The organism is Flavobacterium sp. HNIBRBA15423 (assembly GCF_052655965.1).
Genome location: NZ_CP199751.1, coordinates 2876719 through 2897493, shown reverse-complemented (window position 1 = coordinate 2897493; position 20775 = coordinate 2876719). Strand labels below are relative to the sequence as shown.

At 29.0% G+C, this 20775-nt stretch carries 20 protein-coding genes; 12 read left to right on the top strand and 8 right to left on the bottom strand.

Annotation, left to right across the window (positions count from 1 at the left end; translation table 11 throughout):
• Nucleotides 1–8 precede the first annotated feature (8 nt).
• The 4 genes from porL to ACULEV_RS13040 all read left to right on the top strand — a co-directional run bounded on the left by porL (nucleotide 9) and on the right by ACULEV_RS13040 (nucleotide 4311).
• Entirely contained in the window at nucleotides 9–653 is a 645-nt protein-coding gene (gene porL, locus ACULEV_RS13055) for a type IX secretion system motor protein PorL/GldL (protein WP_445455489.1), read from the top strand.
• Between the two features lie 53 nt (nucleotides 654–706).
• Nucleotides 707–2251: a type IX secretion system motor protein PorM/GldM gene (porM, locus tag ACULEV_RS13050; RefSeq protein ID WP_445455488.1), complete on the top strand. Its 1545-nt coding sequence runs from the start codon at nucleotides 707–709 to the stop codon at nucleotides 2249–2251.
• Nucleotides 2252–2297: 46 nt separating this feature from the next.
• Nucleotides 2298–3185 carry a type IX secretion system ring protein PorN/GldN gene (gene porN, locus ACULEV_RS13045; RefSeq protein WP_445455487.1) on the top strand — a complete coding sequence of 296 codons (888 nt, stop codon included), beginning with the start codon at nucleotides 2298–2300 and terminating at the stop codon, nucleotides 3183–3185.
• Nucleotides 3186–3255: 70 nt separating this feature from the next.
• Entirely contained in the window at nucleotides 3256–4311 is a 1056-nt protein-coding gene (locus ACULEV_RS13040; RefSeq protein WP_445455486.1) for an NAD(P)/FAD-dependent oxidoreductase, read from the top strand.
• Here the strand turns inward: ACULEV_RS13040 and ACULEV_RS13035 are convergent, their stop codons facing one another.
• Nucleotides 4312–4704, bottom strand: a complete 393-nt coding sequence (locus ACULEV_RS13035; RefSeq protein WP_445455485.1) for a DUF983 domain-containing protein — start codon at nucleotides 4702–4704, stop codon at nucleotides 4312–4314.
• Nucleotides 4705–4772: 68 nt separating this feature from the next.
• Here ACULEV_RS13035 and ACULEV_RS13030 point away from each other — a divergent pair, with 68 nt between their 5' ends.
• The 3 genes from ACULEV_RS13030 to ACULEV_RS13020 all read left to right on the top strand — a co-directional run bounded on the left by ACULEV_RS13030 (nucleotide 4773) and on the right by ACULEV_RS13020 (nucleotide 9092).
• The gene (locus ACULEV_RS13030; protein WP_445455484.1) at nucleotides 4773–6701 is read left to right on the top strand and encodes an ABC-F family ATP-binding cassette domain-containing protein; all 1929 of its coding nucleotides are present in this window, start codon (nucleotides 4773–4775) and stop codon (nucleotides 6699–6701) included.
• A gap of 942 nt (nucleotides 6702–7643) precedes the next feature.
• A complete protein-coding gene (locus ACULEV_RS13025; RefSeq protein WP_445455483.1) occupies nucleotides 7644–8198 on the top strand; it encodes an REP-associated tyrosine transposase in 555 nt (184 codons plus the stop codon).
• Between the two features lie 222 nt (nucleotides 8199–8420).
• A complete protein-coding gene (locus tag ACULEV_RS13020; protein WP_445455482.1) occupies nucleotides 8421–9092 on the top strand; it encodes a hypothetical protein in 672 nt (223 codons plus the stop codon).
• Nucleotides 9093–9183: 91 nt separating this feature from the next.
• On the opposite strand, the gene ACULEV_RS13015 is transcribed toward ACULEV_RS13020, so the two are convergent.
• Entirely contained in the window at nucleotides 9184–10152 is a 969-nt protein-coding gene (locus ACULEV_RS13015) for an App1 family protein (RefSeq protein ID WP_445455481.1), read from the bottom strand.
• Nucleotides 10153–10213: 61 nt separating this feature from the next.
• Between ACULEV_RS13015 and ACULEV_RS13010 the strand changes: the two genes are divergently transcribed.
• Complete coding sequence (locus ACULEV_RS13010) at nucleotides 10214–11089, top strand: diacylglycerol/lipid kinase family protein (protein WP_445455480.1); 876 nt, start codon at nucleotides 10214–10216, stop codon at nucleotides 11087–11089.
• 43 nt (nucleotides 11090–11132) lie between these two features.
• Here the strand turns inward: ACULEV_RS13010 and ACULEV_RS13005 are convergent, their stop codons facing one another.
• From ACULEV_RS13005 to ACULEV_RS12995, 3 genes are all read right to left on the bottom strand, one after another.
• Complete coding sequence (locus ACULEV_RS13005) at nucleotides 11133–12278, bottom strand: 8-amino-7-oxononanoate synthase (RefSeq protein WP_445455479.1); 1146 nt, start codon at nucleotides 12276–12278, stop codon at nucleotides 11133–11135.
• A 71-nt stretch (nucleotides 12279–12349) separates the two neighbouring features.
• The gene (locus ACULEV_RS13000) at nucleotides 12350–12820 is read right to left on the bottom strand and encodes a DUF1761 domain-containing protein (RefSeq protein WP_445455478.1); all 471 of its coding nucleotides are present in this window, start codon (nucleotides 12818–12820) and stop codon (nucleotides 12350–12352) included.
• A gap of 397 nt (nucleotides 12821–13217) precedes the next feature.
• On the bottom strand, nucleotides 13218–13391 hold the full coding sequence (locus ACULEV_RS12995; RefSeq protein WP_445455477.1) for a hypothetical protein: 174 nt from the start codon (nucleotides 13389–13391) through the stop codon (nucleotides 13218–13220).
• Nucleotides 13392–13697: 306 nt separating this feature from the next.
• On the opposite strand from ACULEV_RS12995, the gene ACULEV_RS12990 reads away from it, so the two are divergent.
• From ACULEV_RS12990 to ACULEV_RS12975, 4 genes are all read left to right on the top strand, one after another.
• A complete protein-coding gene (locus ACULEV_RS12990) occupies nucleotides 13698–14012 on the top strand; it encodes a hypothetical protein (RefSeq protein WP_445455476.1) in 315 nt (104 codons plus the stop codon).
• An 87-nt stretch (nucleotides 14013–14099) separates the two neighbouring features.
• Nucleotides 14100–14744 (top strand): hypothetical protein, encoded by a 645-nt coding sequence (locus tag ACULEV_RS12985; RefSeq protein ID WP_445455475.1) that lies wholly within the window; start codon nucleotides 14100–14102, stop codon nucleotides 14742–14744.
• A complete protein-coding gene (locus tag ACULEV_RS12980; RefSeq protein ID WP_445455474.1) occupies nucleotides 14714–15478 on the top strand; it encodes a sensor histidine kinase in 765 nt (254 codons plus the stop codon). Before ACULEV_RS12985 ends, ACULEV_RS12980 begins: the two co-directional genes overlap by 31 nt.
• Nucleotide 15479: 1 nt before the next feature.
• The gene (locus tag ACULEV_RS12975; RefSeq protein ID WP_445455473.1) at nucleotides 15480–16151 is read left to right on the top strand and encodes a response regulator; all 672 of its coding nucleotides are present in this window, start codon (nucleotides 15480–15482) and stop codon (nucleotides 16149–16151) included.
• Between the two features lie 216 nt (nucleotides 16152–16367).
• On the opposite strand, the gene ACULEV_RS12970 is transcribed toward ACULEV_RS12975, so the two are convergent.
• The 3 genes from ACULEV_RS12970 to ACULEV_RS12960 form a co-directional block, all read right to left on the bottom strand.
• Nucleotides 16368–16814 carry a KTSC domain-containing protein gene (locus tag ACULEV_RS12970; RefSeq protein WP_445455472.1) on the bottom strand — a complete coding sequence of 149 codons (447 nt, stop codon included), beginning with the start codon at nucleotides 16812–16814 and terminating at the stop codon, nucleotides 16368–16370.
• Between the two features lie 109 nt (nucleotides 16815–16923).
• Nucleotides 16924–18753: a hypothetical protein gene (locus ACULEV_RS12965; protein ID WP_445455471.1), complete on the bottom strand. Its 1830-nt coding sequence runs from the start codon at nucleotides 18751–18753 to the stop codon at nucleotides 16924–16926.
• A 121-nt stretch (nucleotides 18754–18874) separates the two neighbouring features.
• Nucleotides 18875–20260 carry a hypothetical protein gene (locus tag ACULEV_RS12960; RefSeq protein WP_445455470.1) on the bottom strand — a complete coding sequence of 462 codons (1386 nt, stop codon included), beginning with the start codon at nucleotides 20258–20260 and terminating at the stop codon, nucleotides 18875–18877.
• Nucleotides 20261–20775: the final 515 nt, after the last annotated feature.

Sequence of the window (20775 nt, the reverse complement as noted above, 5' to 3'; positions counted from 1 at the left end):
TATTTATTATGGCAATTTTAAGCAAAAAAGTGATGAATTTCGCTTACGGAATGGGTGCAGCAGTTGTAATCGTAGGGGCATTATTTAAAATTATTCACTTTGAGATTGGACCTTTAACAGGAAATGTAATGTTGACAATTGGGCTTGTAGTGGAAGCTTTAATTTTTGCATTATCTGCTTTTGAACCAGTTGACAAAGAACTTGATTGGTCATTAGTATATCCAGAACTTGCTGGCGGTGAATCAAATGGCAAGAAAAAAACTGAAAATCCTGCTGAAGCTCAAGGATTATTGTCTCAAAAATTAGATTCTATGTTAAAAGAAGCTAAAATTGATGGGGCTTTAATGGAAAGTTTAGGTAATAGTATTAAAAACTTTGAAGGTGCTGCAAAAAGTATTTCTCCTACTGTAGATTCAATTGCATCTCAAAAGAAATATTCTGACGAAATATCACAAGCTGCTGCTCAAATGGAGGCTTTAAACAGTTTATATAAAGTACAATTAGAAAGTGCTTCAAGAAATGCTGAAGCAAATAAAGAAATTGCAGATAATGCATCTAAATTAAAAGAACAAATGCAGTCTATGACTTCTAACATCGCATCATTAAATGCTGTTTATGGAGGTATGTTGTCTGCTATGAATACAAGAGGATAATTAGTTTTATCATTTAATTAACAAAAATTATTAATTTAAAAAACTAATTAAAAATGGCAGGAGGAAAATTAACCCCTAGACAGAAGATGATTAACTTGATGTATTTGGTTTTCATTGCGATGTTAGCTTTGAATATGTCAAAAGAAGTGTTGTCAGCTTTTGGTTTGATGACTGAAAAGTTTACAGTTTCTAATGAAGATGCTAAGAATAGAATTGAGTTAGATATGAAAGGAATGGAAAAGCAAATGGAATCTCAACCAGAGAAATTTGCTCCATTAGTGAAACAAGCTAATCAAGTTCAAACTTTATCTAATGAATTCTTTTCTTATATTGAAGGATTGAAAAAAGAAATGTTAGCGACTGTTGAAAATCCAAAGGATTATGAAGTTCAAGATAAGCCAGACTTTTTAGACGAAAAGTTTTTTATTGGAGATAAACTTAAACCAGAAGGTCAAAAGTTTCTTGATCAAATGAAAAAATATAGAGAAGGTGTTGCTAATGCTTTAGGTGCTGAAAAGAAATATACTGAAGTAGTAAAATCTGTTAATTCTTCTTTTTCAACAGAACCTGTTGCTAACAGAGATGGTATTAAGGTTAATTGGATGGATTACCATTATAAAGGTTATCCAATGGTAGCTTCTGTTACTAAATTGACGGCTTTACAGGCTGATATTAGAAAGACACAAGCTGATGTATTGAATGCAATGGTTCAAGAGAAATTAAAAGTAGAGGCTTCATTAACTAATTTTGATGCAATTGTAATTCCTGACAAGACTGCTTTCTTTAGTGGAGAACAGTTTAAAGGTAAAATTATATTAGGTAAAAAAGATAAAACTTTAAAGGCTAATGCAGTGGTTGTGAATGGTAAAGAATTACCTGCTACAGCAATGCAAGAGGGTCAAACAATTTTAGAATTCCCTGCTGGAAATGTTGGTGAACAAAAAATTTCTGGTAAGATGTCTTTTACAGACTTTGATGGTAATTCTTTTGATTTACCAATTGAGTCTACTTATACAGTAGTACCTAAGCCTAATTCAGCAACTATTTCAGCTGATAAAATGAATGTAGTTTATAGAGGTGTTGTTAACCCTATGACAATTTCATTTGCTGGAGTTTCTGATAATAATGTAAATGCATCTGCAGCAGGTTTATCTAAAGCATCTGGTACTGGAAAATATAATATGAGTCCTGGTAAAGGTAGAGAGGTAACTATTAATGTTACTGGAAAATTACCTGACGGTACTTCAGTTTCAGATAAAAAGGAGTTTCGTATTAAAGATATTCCTGGTCCACAAGGTAGAGTACGTGGAGAAGTAGCTGCTAAAGGACCTAAAAATAGTCTAGAAGTTTCTACAGTAAGTGCAGTATTAGAAGATTTTGATTTCGAATTAGGAATTGATGTTACTGGATTTAATATTAAAGTACCTGGTCAACCTACTATTGTAGTTTCAGGTAGTAGAATGGATGGTAGAGCTAAAGCAGCTATTGGTAAAGCAAGTAGAGGTGATGTAATTATCATTTCTGAAATTAAAACAAAGTTGAGAGGAAGCGATATTTATATGAAGAAAACGGCTCCTTGTACATACGAAATACAATAATTAATTGTTTTTTGAGTTTATTATTAAACTAAATAAGAAAGAAAAGATGAGTTGGAGAAATTTTATGTTAGTTGTAGCTTTAGGTTTAAGTTCTACTTTTACTTTCGCACAATCTAATCTTTTAAACGCAAAAACACCTGATCAAATTGGTCAGAAAACTGAAGCAGAATTAATAGCGGATAATGACAAACCATTACCTTATGGTTATGTTATGGACAGAGACGTTTTAATGGGTAAGCGTATTTGGGAATATGTTGATCTTGATGAAAGAGTAAATTTTCCTTTATATTTTCCTGTTGAAGGGGATTTAGGACCAGATAGACAACCTTTGTACAATGTTTTAATTAACGGTATAAAGGATGGAAAAATAACTGAGGTGTATGATAGTAGTTATTTTACAGATAAAAAATCTTTAAGTGATATTGAAGCGTCTTTAGTTTTTATTGATACAACAGATGCAGGTAGAGAGTATTTCAATGCAGGTGAAACTATTCCTGAAGAGTATATTGTTAAAACAGAAATTGAAGCTTTTCATGTTAATGCTTATAAAACAGTTGGTTATTGGTACTTTGACAAACGTCAAGGTGAAATGAAATACCGTATGTTGGGTATTTGTCCAGTTGTACCAGATGTGTTTACATTAAATAGTGCTGAGCCAGAAGATGTTGAATTATTTTGGGTTTATTTCCCTGCTGTAAGAGATGTTTTACATGAAGCTAAATCGTTTAATAATAAAAATTCTGCGATGCCTTTTTCTTTTGATCATTTGTTAAATTCAAGAAGATTTAATGCAGTGATTTATCAAGAAGAAAATGTTTATGGAGATCGTCAAATTAAAGATTACATGAAAGAAAATGCGCAAATGCAACTTTTAGAAGCAGAACGCGTAAAAGAAAAACTACGTAATTTTGAACAAGATATGTGGAATTATTAATATAAAATTTCTCCAATTTTAATATAGACTCTTATCATTAATTTGATAAGAGTTTTTTTATTTTTGCATTATGATAGATTATTTAATTGTTGGTTCTGGTATTGCAGGATGTTGTTTCTCTGAATTTTGTTTACAAAATAATAAAACCTTTTTAGTTTGTGATGATAATTCTCAGCCTTCTTCCAAGATTGCTGGTGGATTGTATAATCCTGTTGTTTTAAAGCGTTTTAGTGAAGTTTGGAAAGCTAAGGAGCAATTGGAACTAGCTGTTCCGTTTTATGCTTCACTTGAAGAGAAATTAAAATTAAAAGTTGATTATAAAATCCCTGTTTATAGAAAATTCACTTCTGTTGAAGAACAAAATGAATGGTTCACTGCTGCCGATAAACCTAATTTATCTAGCTTTCTTTCTACTAAATTGTTATCAAATATTTTTCCATCTGTAAAATCATCTTATGGTTATGGAGAAGTTTTGCAGACAGGCTATTTAGATGTTAAAGCGTTAGTTACAAATTATGCAAAGTATCTAGAAAACCTGCAATTATTCATTTCTGATAGATTCGATTATAACAAAATAGTATTCAATACTAATCATGTTGTTTATAATGGAATTAAATATACTCACATAATTTTTGCTGAAGGTTTTGGTCTGCATTCTAATCCTTTCTTTAATGATTTACCATTAGATGGAACTAAAGGAGAATTACTAATTATAAAATCTCCAGACTTAAAGATTGATGTTACTATTAAGTCTAGTATTTTTATTTTGCCTGTAGGTAATGATATGTATAAAGTAGGCGCAACTTATGATTGGTCTGATAAAACAAATGTCCCAACGGAAAATGGTAAAAAAGAATTAGTTGAAAAATTAAAAGAAGTTATAAATTGTGATTTTGATATAGTGGAGCATTTTGCAGGTGTTCGCCCAACAGTCAAAGATAGAAGACCATTGGTTGGAACGCATTACCAATATAAAAACCTCCATATTCTAAATGGATTAGGGACACGAGGTGTTATGTTGGCACCATTCCTTGCAAAGCAACTTTTTGAACATATAGAAACAGGTAAGAATCTTGAAAAAGAAATTGATATCATTCGTTTTTATAAAAAAAGAAATCTATTGTAATTATCCTTTTACTTTTGTTTTCCAATCTTTATCATAATGAACAAATATGTTTATCCAGATGTTTCTTGAAATTCTCATGATAAATGGCATAAAAACCACTAATGTTCCAATAATGGCATAAAATGAAGTTAATAAGGAAGAATTTAAGAATATTTTTGAAATTACAAAAGCAGCAACTGCAAATGCAATACCAACACCATAACTCACATACATAGCTCCATAAAAAAACGAAGGTTCGATTTTATATCTAGTATGACAATGACTACATTTTTCATGCATTTTATAAATATTCACTAAATTATAAGGATTTTTATCCTCATACATACTTTCTTCTTGACATTTAGGACAACTTCCTGTTAAAATGCTATTTATTTTCGTTCCTTTTTTTAACATTTGCAAAATATTTACACAAAGGTACAAATTGCCTATTTTAATTGTGTAACAATAGTAACAAAATAATCATGTTAAACATACATAATTTATCAGTTTCATTTGGTGGAACTTATCTTTTTGAAGAAGTGACTTTTCGATTAGGTTCTGGTGATCGAGTTGGACTAGTGGGAAAAAATGGAGCAGGAAAATCGACCATGTTAAAAATATTAGCAGGTGATTTTAAGCCAGATTCTGGTGTAATTGCTACAGAAAAAGAAGTTAGAATGGGTTTTCTTCGTCAGGATATCGATTTTGAAGAGGGAAGAACTGTTTTAGAAGAAGCTTACCAAGCGTTTAGCGAAATTAAAAACGCTGAATTGCGTATTGATGAAATCAATCATCAATTAGCTACTCGAACAGATTACGAAAGTAATTCTTATTCAGAATTAATCGAAGAATTAGGGGAAGTAACACATCATTATGAAATATTAGGAGGGTATAATTATGTAGGTGATACCGAAAAAATTCTTTTAGGTTTAGGATTTAAACGGGAAGAATTTAATAATCTAACCAGTACATTCTCTGGTGGATGGAGAATGCGTATTGAATTAGCTAAATTATTACTTCAGTCTAATGATATTTTATTGCTAGATGAGCCAACGAATCACTTGGATATTGAAAGTATCATTTGGCTAGAAGGTTTTTTACGAAATTTCCCTGGAGTTGTTGTTATTGTTTCTCACGATAAAATGTTTTTGGACAATGTAACTAATAGAACTATCGAAATTTCACTTGGAAAAGCTTACGATTTCAATAAACCCTACTCGCAATATTTATTACTTCGTGGTGAAATTCGCGAAAAGCAATTGGCTACCCAAAAAAATCAAGCTAAGAAAATTGAAGAAACCGAAAAATTAATTGAAAAATTCCGAGCTAAAGCTTCAAAAGCATCTATGGCTCAATCTTTAATTAAGAAATTAGATAAAGTAGAGCGTATTGAAGTAGATGAAGATGATAATTCGGTAATGAATATTTCTTTTCCAGTTTCACAAACACCAGGTAGAGTTGTGGTAGAAGCAGAGCATGTTACTAAGGCTTATGGAGATAAAGTTATTTTAGAAGACATTTCATTATTGGTAGAAAGAGGAAGTAAAATTGCTTTTGTAGGACAAAATGGACAAGGAAAATCCACATTTATAAAAGCTATTGTTAACGAATTTGAATATCAAGGTGATATTAAACTTGGTCACAACGTACAACTAGGATATTTCGCACAAAATCAAGCCGAATATTTAGATGGTGAAAAAACCTTATTAGATACTATGCTAGAATCAGCGTTAGATTCTAATCGTTCTAAAGTTCGTGATATGTTAGGCTCTTTCCTTTTTAGAGGAGATGATGTAGAAAAGAAAGTAAAAGTGCTTTCAGGAGGAGAAAGAAACCGTTTAGCGCTTTGTAAGCTACTTTTACAGCCTATAAATGTGCTTTTGATGGATGAGCCAACCAATCACTTAGATATTAAGTCTAAGAACGTTTTAAAAGCAGCTTTGGCAAAATATGAAGGAACCTTATTGTTAGTTTCTCACGATAGAGATTTTCTACAAGGATTAGCAAATGTAACTTACGAATTCAAAGATAAAAAGATAAAAGAATATCTAGGCGATATCAATTTCTTCTTAGAACAAAGAAATGCTAATGACATGCGTGCTTTTGAAACAAAAGATCAAGTTAAAGCTAAAAACAACTTGAAGCCAGAAACGAAAGAAACAAAAATGCTTTCGTATGAAGAACAAAAAAAGCAAAAATCGTTGCAAAATCGTTTGAGTAAGGTAGAAAGTCAAATAAAACAATTAGAAATTGATATTCAAAAAGACGATAAAGAATTAGCTTCTAATTATGATAAACTAATTGAAAATGCAGCTTTTTTTACAGCTTATGAGAAGAAAAAGAAAGAACTAGATCAGTTGTTAGAAGATTGGGAAATAGTTCAGGAAGAGATAGATAGTTTAAGTAGTTAGTGCCCAGTGGTTAGTTCTTAGTGATTAGCAGTAAACAGATAACATATAACCCACAACCTACAACTTTCTCTTGAAGCTATTTCCAGCTTTCCATTACAAGTTTTCTCAAATTCGTTTAGTTTTCTATGCTTTTAAAAGAGCTTCTTAGGTCGCTTTTTAAAAGCAAGAAAATCTAAAACGACTTTTTCAAAAAGCTTTTCATTTTAATCTGGGCTAGGAATTAGTCTTATAAATTGAATTAGTCGTTTGGAATAGCAACTTAGTACTTCAAAACAACTATCAAATAAACTATAGTAGGTTTCAAGCGTTCCAAAACACAAATCAAGTAGATTAGTGTACTATTCAAGCATTTTGAAACCTCATTCAAGTAGGTTGAAAGACCAATCAAGTAAGTTGCAGTACTATTCAAGTAGTTTGAAATATAAATCAAGTACATGGAAATACTATTCAAGTAGCTTGAAACATAAATCAAGTACATGAAAGTACTATTCAAGTAGTAAAAATGCAAATTAAGTAGTATTGAGTACAGTATTGAATATAAAAACACGAATCTAGTGCGAATCTGGTGCTCGTTTGCAACGAGTACCTACTGTCTTTCTAATTTCAAATGTAGCGTTTGCAACGCGGCTTATTACAAGAATTATGTATAATAGGTTGTGCAACAATTATAGAGTTTTTTGTAATGAAAAAGTCCCCGAATCTGGTGCTCGTTTGCAACGAGTATCTATTTTCTTTTAACTTCAAATGTAGCGTTTGCAATGCGGCTTACTACAAGCATTATGTATAAAAGTTGTTGTGACAATTCCGATTTTTTTGTAATGAAAACGTAGCTCTTTATAGTGTTTTTTGCCAATTAACTGTTTTACAAACGAGCCCTAGTTTGTGCTATGAAAAATTGTGCTATAATTTCATTAGAAATAATATATTTGTTTTTTTAAATCGATGTCAGAAAAATATAAAGTTATAGATAGTACTATCCCAACTTTTGTAACAATTACAGTAGTTGATTGGGTTGATGTTTTAATTAGACCTATTTATTGTGCTATATTAGATGATTCATTAAATTATTGCATTAAAGAGAGAGGATTGAGTGTTCATGCTTATGTTTATATGACGAGTCATATCCATTTAATTCTAACAGCACCAGATGGTGAATTGCAAAATATAATTCGTGATTTTAAAAAGCATACTTCAAAAAAAATTATTGAAGCTATTAAAGAGCATCCAGAAAGTAGGAGAGAATGGTTGCTAAGAAAGTTTAATTATGAAGCGCAAAAAACGGGTAGAGCAAAGAACTATAAATTATGGCAAGATGGTTTTCATCCTGTAGTTTTAGATACTTTAGAAAAAATAGAACAAAGAATACATTATATTCATTACAATCCTGTTGAAGCACAAATAGTATTTCATGAAAGGGATTATGTAAATAGTAGTTACAGAAATTATGAAGAAGAGAATAAAGTTTTTTGCAATGTAAATGTTGAGCCATTATGGTAAAATATTGCAAGTAGTCGCGTTGCAAACGCTGTATTTGTTTTTTTATAGAAAGTAGGTACTCGTTGCAAACGAGCACCAGTATTGTTGGTAACTAGGAGAATTTGAAATGTTTTGATTTAATTTTATTAGAAATATTATATTTGTTTTTTTTAAAATAGATACTCGCTCTAAATAAGCATCTGTTTAGGCAAATTTTAAAAACAATCATATAAAGACAAACATATGGGATTAGATATGCGACCAATGGGGAAGCCTAAAGCAGGATTTGAAAAACGTTTCATAGAAATATTTGAAATACTATCTAAGAATGACTTTCCTCAACCCTCATTCTTTGACAAACTTAAAGGGAAAAAGTATCCGACGAAAGAGGAGTTATTACAGGAATGGTTTGCAAATCAAATTCAGACTTATGAAACTATTAAAGCTCCAAGAGTTGGGCAAGACAAAGAGGCTGATGAATGGATAAAAGGCAAATACAATGAGCTAGAACAGAAACCACCATTAGACGAGTTTTTAAAAGAACATGAAGGTTTTTATGTTATTGAACTTGCAAAAGAACAAGATGGTGTTCCTGTTTACATTTCATTTGGACAGGACGAAAATGTATTTCGAGGACAATTTCTTCAAGATTGTATAGGTATTTTAGGAGAAGATTTAGTAGAGGAAGCGTGGCACACTAAAATGGCAGACGAAACTTTAGACTATGGAAACAGACTTATGGAAATAGCAGACAATTTAGCCAAACAACATAACTTAGAATTCTTAAAATCCCAAAGAATTCCTCCAGATGTAGAGGAAGATAGTATTGAAAGTAAACTGCATATTGTTTATTCTTTAGCAAAATGGTTAATTTTCTATGGAAAAAACGGACATGGATATGAAGCAGATTTTTAAATGAGACTGTGTAAATGTTGATTTTTACGGTACTTTATTGCTATTAGTTGCGTTGCACAAGTTTTATTTGGTTTTTTATAAACTATAAAAGTTACTCAATCAAACCAATTTCCTTAGAATGTGCAATAGCTTCTTTACTGGATTTAAAATAACAAGTAGCTACATTTAAATTAGCCATATTTTCTATTATTTTAAGCGTTTTTGTTTTTTTTGAAGCACCTACTTGACGAATGTAAACTGCTTTGATGTGTAAAGGAAAAATTTTGCAAATGGATTCATAAAGCTTAGGATCATGCTGTGAATCATCACCTAATAAGACATATTTTAAGTTGGGATAAAATTCTAAAATATGTTTTATTTTTTCAAATTTGTGATTATGATTACCACGACCTGTAAAAAACAATTGAGTTAAACTAGTTTTAATGTTCTTTAAAAGTAAAACAGCTTTTGGTAATTGATGAATAATCGAAAATTGTATTATTAAACCATATAAATTCCATTCACTACTAGATACATAAAAAAATGCGTTCTCTTCTTTTTTGTCATTTCTGCCAGCAGTTTGTAAAGCTTGATAATGTTGTGCTACATCTTCAAAAACCTTTCGTTTAGTTACATTTTTAAACAATAATATATATATTTTTTTTAAAGGATTTCTAGTATGTGAAATTAAAAAAGTATCGTCAATATCTGAGATAAATCCAAATTTTCCTATGGTAGGCTTTATGTAGCTAGAAGTTGCCTCAATTTTTTCTTCATTATGAGTAATGAAAACCGTATAATCTTTCCATCCAAAAGTATGGGATTCTTTTATAGGAATACAAAATTTAAAATAACCATCTTCTAGTGTTTTAGTATGAATAATTTCATTATCTAGTTTTAAATATACATCTGCATTTGGTTGTGTTTTTACTTGGAATAACCTAATTATTGATCTTGCATTTTTAAAGCTTTTCTTTTGAAAATCATAATCTGCAATAGTGTTAGGTTTAAAAACATGCCCCATTACAATTAGTTCTTGATTATTTGCATAGCCACGATATAATTTTAAAACTGGCTTCATTTAATTTTATACATTTGAGTTAAAGTTTTACAAATTACAAATTAATTAGTAAATGACTAATATGTCTACAAGAAAGAAATATTTATTGGTGGTGAATCCTATTTCTGGAGACAGAGACAAAACACAAATGTTGGAACAAATTCATGACTTTGCTACACATTTAGAAGTAGATATGGTTAGTTATGAAACTTCTGGTACTAATGATGAAAACGAAATAAAAAAGCTTTATGATATTCATAAACCTTTAAGAATTATTATTGCTGGTGGTGATGGAACTATAAAAATGGTAGGCGAAGCTTTAGAAAATGAAAATGTAATTTTTGGAATTATTCCTGCTGGTTCAGCAAACGGATTGTCTATTGATTTGAATTTACCATCAACTTTTGAAGAAAATTTGCAAGTAGCTTTTCAAAATGATTATATGGAAATTGATATGGTTGCCATCAATGGGAAGAAAAGTTTGCATTTAAGTGATGTGGGGTTAAATGCTTTGTTAGTTAAAAATTATGAAAATGGCGATACAAGAGGAAAACTAGGTTATGCTTTGCAGGTGATTTCTACTTTAATGGAATCGGAAGAACCTTTTGAAGCTACTATTGAAGTGAATGGTCAATTTGTAAAAACTATGGCAAAAATGATTGTAATTGCCAATTCTCAAAAATATGGAACTGGTGTAACCATAAATCCAAATGGAAAAATTAATGACGGAAAATTTGAAATTGTTGTGTTAAAAAATTTAGATGTATTTGTTGTGGGAAAAATTGTAACAGGTAATATTCTATTAAATTCAGAAGAAGTTGTTATTTTTTCAACCGAAAAGGCTATAATTACTACTAGAAAAAAAATAAGTTTTCAAATAGATGGAGAATATTGTGGTGAAGTTGATAAACTAGATATTACTATTCTACCTGGACAAATGAAAGTGGCAGTCCCTTAATAAAAGTTTAAAAATAAATTTGAGATTACTATTTTCGAATGAATTATTTAAAAGGATGCCTTTGTTGCCAACTAACTTCTGGTTCTAATTTACTGAAAATTTTTGGCATTAGATAATTTATGAAATAGTTTGTATGAAAAATAAATCCAGACATTTCAATGGGTTTTGCACCAATTGAACTTTTTATTTCTAAGGCAGTTCTTCCAAAAATAATTTTTTTAAAGTTATTTTCAATGCCAAATGCAGTCATGTTATAAAGCATGTTTAAATATAGCATATGTTCTTTTTGATGAGTTTCATCATAACCTAAAAAATAAGTTTCTAGTGTGTTTTCGTTTAATAGAATGGTATGAAAACCTATTAATTCTTCATTTTTGAAATACCCAAAAATCTTAAATCGTTTTCCACATTGTTTTTTAAAAAAAGAGAAATGATTTCTAGATAAGAAAAAGGTGTTAAAAGGAGCATTAACAGCCACATAATGATATAACTCATATATTCTTTCTTCATGATGGATAATTTCTTCTAAAGTAAGTTCGGAAGTCGTAATACCTTCAATTTTTTTATGAGCCCTTTTATATTGATCTCTATATTTTTTGGTTAAAGCATTAATATAATCATTCCCATTTTTCCATTCTTCTTCTAGCTTAAAAATCATATTAGGCTGTGTATTGAATTCATACATGGAGTGAAAATCATATTCTTTAAGTTCCTTGGTAAATGCTTTGTAGAAATCTTTATAAGTTACAATGTGAATTTTTATCTTTTTATTTTTAAAGTAGGTAATGAGAGATTGAGTGCAATCGATTAATATTTTGCTAATTAGTTTAGCAGGTACTTTTTTCTCAAAGACAAAGCTATTTTCTCCAGTAATCATGTTGTTACCCAAGAATAGTACGTGAGAACAGAAATTTTTAAAAACGAAATTACGAACATAAGTTTTTAGGCAATGATCTCTTTCACCAAATGACTCAAGATGGTCAACATTAATGTATTGAGCAATTGAAACTCCAATTAATTCTAGCGAATCGAATATGCCAATAAAAAAGCACTCCATATTTACTGGTGCTGTATGTTGTAGCACATTTAAATAAGGCTTTTGTAAAAAATGATTTGATGCAGCAACAGTATCCCAATTTTCGGGTAGGGAATTTATATTACTATATATTTTAAATGTAATGTTTTCCAAAATAAAAAAATCGTCCTGCAAAAATAGGACGATTAAGGTATAATAAAATGTTAATTAATTGACAAATATTTTTATTTCCATCCGCAGATAATAGCACCCATTACTGCAAAACTAACTATCCAGTAACCTGCATGAATGAAGATGTATTTCCAAGAGCGCTGTTCAAATAGAAAAGTAGTACCTAGAATAGGTAGTGCTAAAAACACTCCTAAAATGGATCCATGTAGAGCACCATGCTTAAATGATCTAAACTTTCCACCATGTACCTTTAAAAATTCAATTAAAGCAGGATCTGCTTCATTACCACCAGCGGCTTGTACTGCACCAATCTCATGTATTACTAGAGTGGGCATAATAAAAGCTATGAGAATGGCAAAGAAAAATGCAAATCCAAAGATTTTTGCCATATTTCCTTTTTTTAATTGTTCTTCGGTTAAACCAGCTTCTTTCATCCAAGCGGTTCCAAAAACTTTTGGGTTATACCAAATTGCTCCAAGAGCAAAAGTACTTAATGCTGCAACTAAAATGGCTAAAAAATTCATAATCTATAATTTTATTGGTTAGTATATCAAATATACTTAAAAATGCGAAATATTTTTTTCAAAATAGAGATTAAAATTTAGTGCATTAAAGCTCAAAAAATCCGACAAAAATGGAAAAATACGTAAAAATACGTACTAAAAAAGGGCAAAAATACGTATAAATACGTATTGATTGGTCTTGTTTTTGTGTTTAGCTTTGAGAAGTTGAGATTGTACTAAAAAATTAAAAAAAAGATATAATGAGTTTCATAACAATAATTGAAGATTTAAAAATTAATAAGAGGACCGTATTTTTTTCTGTGCTTGGTCAAACGTATTATTTTTTAATTGCATTTTTTCTTTTTAAACAAGATTTGTTTTTAATGATTGATGATAATTATCTCTTAGACGTAAAATTTTACTTTATACTAGGAGCTAGTTTTTTAATGTCATTAATGTGGTTTTTAATGAACATAAGTGTATCAACTATTTTGTTACTCTTTTCAAATAAAAATAATAGATATATAGGCAATCCTTCAGGAATATTTATAAATTCTATGATTTGTTCTATAGGATATTTAACATTTGCCATGTTAATAAATTTTTTACTGGATTATGATTTTAAGTATTTTATTTCCTTTTCATTTAGTTTTATCGCAATAAGAGTAATATGGGCAATATCAAAATCATTGTTTTTTCATAGAAGTTTTGTTTAAATGATTTTAGCTTATAATACTCATAATAAAATCTTTAACTCATAGTCCAGTTTTCTTTTTAACGTAAAAATTTACTTTTAAGCCTAATTTTTATTAAAAAAAACTTAAAAAAAGTAAATTTTTCGTGTTTTTTTGTTAAAAAAATGTTATTTTAGTGCTGTTTAACCCTTAAATTTAAAATTATGTCTATTTGTTCAAATTCAGGTTCAGAAATTAGCTTATCAGAGGCACAAGCATTAGTAAATGCTTTTAAAACTAGATTTCCAAATGAGATTAAATGTTCGTTTGTAGGAGTTGATACTCTTAATCTTATTCTCAATCAAGAAAATTGCATTGGTGTTCGTATTTATAATGGATATGATACTAATTTAGGAAGGATAGCACCAGTTTTAATAGGTGTTGATTCTGCGGGTAAAGATATGTCTACAGGTGTTATTATAGATAAATTAAAACCTTGCCCAGATGAGTGCGATCCAACTAGCCCATTCCATAAATAATTTTTATTAATTTAATAAAAAAAAAGAGAACTAGCTGGAAAGCATGTTCTCTTTTTATATATATAAAAGGTTCGATTTATTATGTTTATGGAAAATTTAAATTTTGTTAACTTTGTTTGTTTCATTGGTATTTTTCCCTTGATAATTTATATATATCATAAAAAAGTAAATATAGAAACAGTATTTTTTTTACCATTTATTGTTTTATTAGCTTTTGGAAGTTTGTATGAATTGTTTGGTTATTCGATTTTTAAAGGCAGTACAAAATATTGGTTTAGGATTTATTCCTTTTTAGAGTTTTATACAGTTTTATATTTTTATTACAAATTATTAAATTATAAAAAGTTTTTTGTTATTTATGCTATATTTTACTTCATTTTATATGTGTATTTATTAATTAATTGGTCACCTGATAAAATAGGTTTAAATGAATTACCACTTAATGTAGCAATAACTTCAATAGTTATAATAAGTAGTTTTCTTTGGTTTATAGAGGTTTTTAAAAGAATGGATGACAAACCCTTGTATTTTAGGTCAAGTTTTTACTATATTTCGGCTTTATTAATCTACTTTACTGGAACTTTTCTGGTATTTTTAATGGGCGATTATATGTTTTTTGATGATTCGATAAGTAGAGATAAGTTTTGGATTTTAATAGTTATCTTTGGTTTTTTTCTGAGATTAATATTAATTTTTACAGTTTGGAAAGCACGAATAAAGTTGGAACATTAATACTTGTAGGAACAGGACTAATTGTTATTTTAGTTTTGCTTTTATTATTTTTGGCTGTTTTTTATCAGACGTATGTCATGAAAATGAAACGAAAGGAAGCAGAACTTCTTCTTAAAACGTCATTAGAGTCTGAAAAACAAGAGCGTAAGCGTATAGCTGCGGATATTCATGATGGTGTTTCTGGTGATTTGAACGCTATAAGAAATTTTTTATCTGTACTTTATAAAAATGAAACTTCTCAAGAGAAAAAAGCACTATATGATGATATCAAAATAGGTGTTGAAGCTGCAATTGAGAATACACGCTTAGTTTCTTATAAATTAATGCCTCCTTTACTGGAAACATCAGGGTTTTTAATAACACTTCAGGATTACTTCTCAAGATTAAATTCAAAAACTTCAACTCATTTTTCTATAAATACAAAGGAGAAATCGATTGATTTACCTAATGAAATGTCTTATGAATTATTTAGAGTTGTACAAGAATTAACGACTAATATGATAAAATATGGTAATGTGAAATCTTGTGAAATTACCATAAAACAGGAAGGAAATAACTACATTTTTTTTATAAAAGATGATGGAACTCCTTTTAATTTTAAAGAGATGTATTTGATTTCAAAAGGGACTGGATTAAAGAATATTAGTTCTAGATTGAAAGTAATTGATGCAATTTTTAAACAAAATCAACCAATTTTAGGAAATGAATTTGTAATTTCGGTAAAAATTAGATAGAATGAAGGTAGCAATAGTAGATGATCACCAACTTTTCAGAAAAAGTCTAGCCCATTTACTGAATTCATTTGATGAAATTGATGTTGTTTTTCAAGCTAATAATGGTAAAGAGTTTTTAAGCAACATTGATGAGTATGAGATTGATTTAGTACTATTGGATATACAAATGCCAGAAATGGACGGTTTTCAAACGTGTAGAGTGCTAAGAGATAAATATCCTACTATTTATGTTTTAATTATTTCGCAACTTACAACAAAAGAAAGTATACACAGAGTTATGGAATTAGGAGCTCATGGGTTTTTTACAAAAAATTCAGATCCTGATCAACTTCAGAAAGCTATTATTAGTATCAAAGAAAATGGATATTATTTTGGAAATGAGCTAGGTTCAGTAATTCGTGAAGTAATACTTTGGGAAAAGAAAAACATACCTAGTTTATATGATTCTTTTGCTGAAATTGATGAAAACTGTTTAACGACAAGAGAAATTGAGATTATTAAATTGGTTTCTAACGGAAAAAGCAGTAAAGAAATTTCTGAAATTTTAAACATTAATGTGAGAACTGTTGAAACACACAGAAAACATATTATGGAAAAAACTAATACTAAAAATTTTATTGGAGTTGTGATTTTTGCATTAAAATATCAATTAATCGCGCTTGAAGAAATTTAAAAAAACGCTACTAGGTATAACAAGATACGTATAAATACGTAGTCAAAAACATCAAAAATACGTATTTATACGTATTTTTTTTTAGAATAAAACAAGTTAACTTTGGTAAAGATAGTTTAGAGTTTGTTTTGTTAAGTTTGTTTTTTATAAACAAATTTAAAAAAAAGCTACCCAAGTTAAGGGTAGCTTCTTTTGTTTTATTCTGATTATGAAAATTTATTCGGCTGCAACTAATTTAGAAGCACTTCGGTATAAAAAATTTGAATAAATGTGTCTTCTTGCGAAACGACTTGGTGATTCGGCATTTATCATTTTTACATAAGTGTTTTTTGGAACACCAAAATATTCATATTTATTTCCGTCTAAAAACTGTATGTATAAAACATTATTGTCCATATAAAAATCTTCAATATTGACTGAAGAAGTTGTTTTTAAATAAAGTTCTTTATCTTTATCAAGAGTTTCATTGGCAACACTAACTAAAAAATGGTAAGCCTCAATTGTTAGCGTACTTATTGCTTCCACTTCTTTCTTTTTTTCTTCATCCGTAAATTTATCAGGATGATTTTCTTTCATACTTTTTCTGTAGATCGATTTTAATTCGCTAAGAGTTACATCTTTAGTAACGTTAAGTAGTTTTCTGTACTCAACAATTTTTTTCATATTCATATTCAAAAGAGATAAAATACTTTATAAGAAAGTAATTTGTAAAAAATAAATTAGCGGCAAAAGTAATATAATTTATAAGTATAACTGTTAAATAAAGAATATTTTATTGATATCTAATATGATAAGGTTTTGAAAGTCTAAATTGTGGCAATGATAAGTCATCATTTTCAAACGAATTTGTTTTAATAATATTTGTCCCTTCAAAAGGAATAGTAGGGTAGTAGGAAAATGAAATTTGAAAACTATTAAAAATCAAATAATCATTGTTTATTAGTAAGCCAATTCCAATTTTGGAATACACTTTGCTATTAATTAAATCCTGATTCTTTTCTGAAATTGAGCCCATTGTAACGTTTAAGTAAGGACTAAAGCGAAAGCCTTTCCAACTCGTTGGAGAATAGGTTTGAGTTTGTAAAGATAAAACCCATTTTTGAGTTCCTCTAAGTAAATTTGTAAAGCCAATAATTCCATTGTTTCCTTCTAAATTAACTAAATCTCGTTGAGATACATCACGATTGTTTCCCCATACATAAGAAGGTTTAATAAATTGTCTAGTTTTCCATTTTCCAATATGAAATAGAGGACTGAAATAGTTAAGTTCAATTTTAAAAGTATTTTGGTAGGAATCACCATTATGAAAAAAGCTGCCCCATTCAACGGAATTGCTTAAATAACCAAATGAATATTTTCTACCATATGCTAATTTACTTCCTAGATACAATCTGGTTAACTCATTCTTATCTTGAAATCCAACAGTAATTGCTGCTATTTCTCCATAAGGAACATCTTCTACTATGTCATAATTAAAAATAAAACTATCCTTGTAATATTTTTGGGAAACAACCCCAATTTGAGAAATAATATTTGTTTCATTTGAGAAAAAAGATGTTGGATCAAATTCTTCGGATGCTTTTTGTAAAAATATTTTTTTATTATAGGCAATTGAAGTTATTAGTCTTGTAGTTCTACTATTATAATCGTTTTTATTGGATAATTTGAAAGATCTTCCAATCCAATATTCTTGAAATTCCGATTTTAGTGCATTTGTAACAATACTATCGTTAGCTACAATGAATGGTTCATTTTGTAATCTATTTTCAAAATATAATCCTCCAGCCCATTTTGTTAATGGAGAGAAAAAACTTCTGTTTATTGAAACAATTCGCCTGGTATTATTGTCAAAATCATTGTCATAAATTGCATTAAAACTAATGTAACTGTTTTTTATATTGTTTATCGAGTATGCTCCAGATTTAGCTTTATAACCATCAGAAAAACGTTCTTTGTAGTTTCCTCTTATTTGATGGCCTAATCCAAGTAAATTTCTTTCGCGAAGAGAAAAACTCCCTTGATTCGATGAAAGACTTCCATTAGGAATTATACTCCAAGAGTCTAAAAGTGTAACATCTACATCAATAGAGTCAGAATCTTTGCTTATTAATTTAGGATTGATAATTACTTTTCTAATATAACGTTGGTCTCTTATAAGTCGTTCAGATTCTTCAATAATCAAGTTGTCGAAAATGTCATTTTTTTTAAAAAGCAAAAGATTATTTACAGTAAATTTCTTTGTTTTTATATGTACGGCATTTCCAAATTTTTCAAAATTGTTTTTAGGAATTTTAGTAGAATCATCTATTGAATAACCAAAAGGGTCTAAGGATTTTATATTTATATTTCGAATGATTTTACCATTAAATTTTACTTTTTCATTTTTTACGACAGTTTCTTTAGATTTATTAATTTTCTCGTTTAATTTTGAAGAACGAAAAAACAATCTATAAACAAATTTTGAAAATTTACCTTTTTGAGAATATTTATGGATGTCATGGTAAATTTTTACAGAATCCTTTTTAATTGTATTTTTTTGCGAAAAACAACTAGCAGAAAAAAATAGATTTAGAAGAAATAGCAGTACAATTTTTTTTATCATAATTCAAACAAAAATAATTATTGAGTAATAGAACGGCAAAGTGTCTATGAAATTATTTTTGAGCCAATATAAATAAAAAAAGCCACTCATTCCTGAGTGACTCTAAAATTAACTTTTTGTTTTATTGTTGCTTATTATTAGTAAGGTCATTTAAAAGTTTAATTTGTAATAAAGATTCAGTTGTATTGCCATTTGCATTCCCTCCAGAAATAATCATATTTGCAGGAACTTGCATATTAGACAACTCATGAGCCACGCCAATACGTGTTTCTTTCTCAATTTGTGCTTTCTCTTGAGGTGTTAATCCTGCATTTACTTTAAGTCGGTTAGCATCTGCTTGTGCTTTTTCTTTTATTAATAAAGCTCTAGCTTCTAATTCTGCGGTTTTTACGGCAATTTCAGCTAATTGTCTATTTGATTCTTCTTCTTTTACTCTTGTTTCAATAGCAATTAAAGTATTCACTTGCATTTTTTCTTGCTTTACACGCTCAGCTGCTTTGTCTCTTTCCCCTTCAGCAACAATACGTTGTTGAGCTGCTCTAGCCGTTTCTACTTTTTGAATTTCGATAATTTTTTCAGCAGAAATATCGCGTTGTTGTTTTAATTTATCTTCAAAAGCCTTATTCAAGTCAACATCGTCAATAATTACTTGAGCGGTAACAATCTTATTGACATTAATTTCATGAGGAATTCTTTTAGGAATACCATTAACAAAGATTTTTTCATTTCGAATAAACTTATTAATTTCTTTAATGCCTCTTTTCTTTTTAAGAAGTGAATCTACACCAATTTCATTATAGATTGTATCTCTCACTTCTACTTTTTTAACAACAAAACCACCGTTTTTCAAGGCATCTTCAATAGTCATTCTATAATCGGTTGCAGAACCAGAAACATAATCTTCAGCAGAATACATGAATGTTACGTTTTTTAACTGTTCTGAAACTGTTGGCAATAAGGTATTGTTGATTAGGTTAGAAGGTTGTCTATACGTTTCTACTAATTTAATAAAAGCCATATCGTCGTTTGGCATTTCAAATCTAACCGAAGCATATACATTAGCATCTACTTTATCAATAAATCGTACATTAATTCCATTAGGAATAATACCTTCAATTCCTGTAACATCTTGCTTGTAGTTTCCTTTTTTATCTAAAGCCACACATTTGATGTCAATGAATTTTTCCCATTCTTGAATTTTGCTAAAAGGAACAATGAATTTAATTCCTGGTGACATGATTGTAGAACGAGCACCTGTTGGACTTAATATATAATATTGATGTCCTTCTTTAGCGAAAATTACCGATTCGCTTAGTAACAACATTAGCAAACCTAATCCAAATAGTCCTGCTCTTAATTTGAAATCTAACATGGTTAAAAGATTCAAATAAGAAGGAGTTTTTTCGTTGTCTTTATCTTTTTCGCTGAGTTTCTTAAGAAGAAAAGGATAAATAGCCGTTAAGACAATTGCGAAAATTACAAGTAAATAGCCTAAAAATGTTAGCATGATTAATTAATTAAATGGGTTAATAAATAGTTAAAAGGGTTAAAAAAAAGCAATGTTAGGTCATTCCAATTTCAATTTGAGAGCGTAAGAGTCTATATCATCATGATTGTTAATCAGTTGATACTTTTAAAATGTATTGAAATAAGAAATGCTATTTTATTAAAAGGAATTAAAATGGAATACCATAACATTAGTAACTACCAAAATGTCTGGAAGTTTATCGCAAAAACTTTTTATGCGTTTTTTGAATACTAATGTTTGTAAAGTTCTCATGGTAATAGTTACAATTTCTTTGATAGTAGTTTTACGTTAAAGAAATGTGAAATGTTACAAGAAATGGTGAAAATATTTTTCAATAAAATGTAATGTATTGAAATATAATGATTTGTCTGATTGGGTTATTTGTAAAAAAAGCCTCTTATTTCTGAAAGGGTTTTTAGTAGCAGGAATAGGATTTTAACTTGTAATTTACTGATATTCAGTAATAATTTTACTTTTTTTAGCTTTAAAAATGT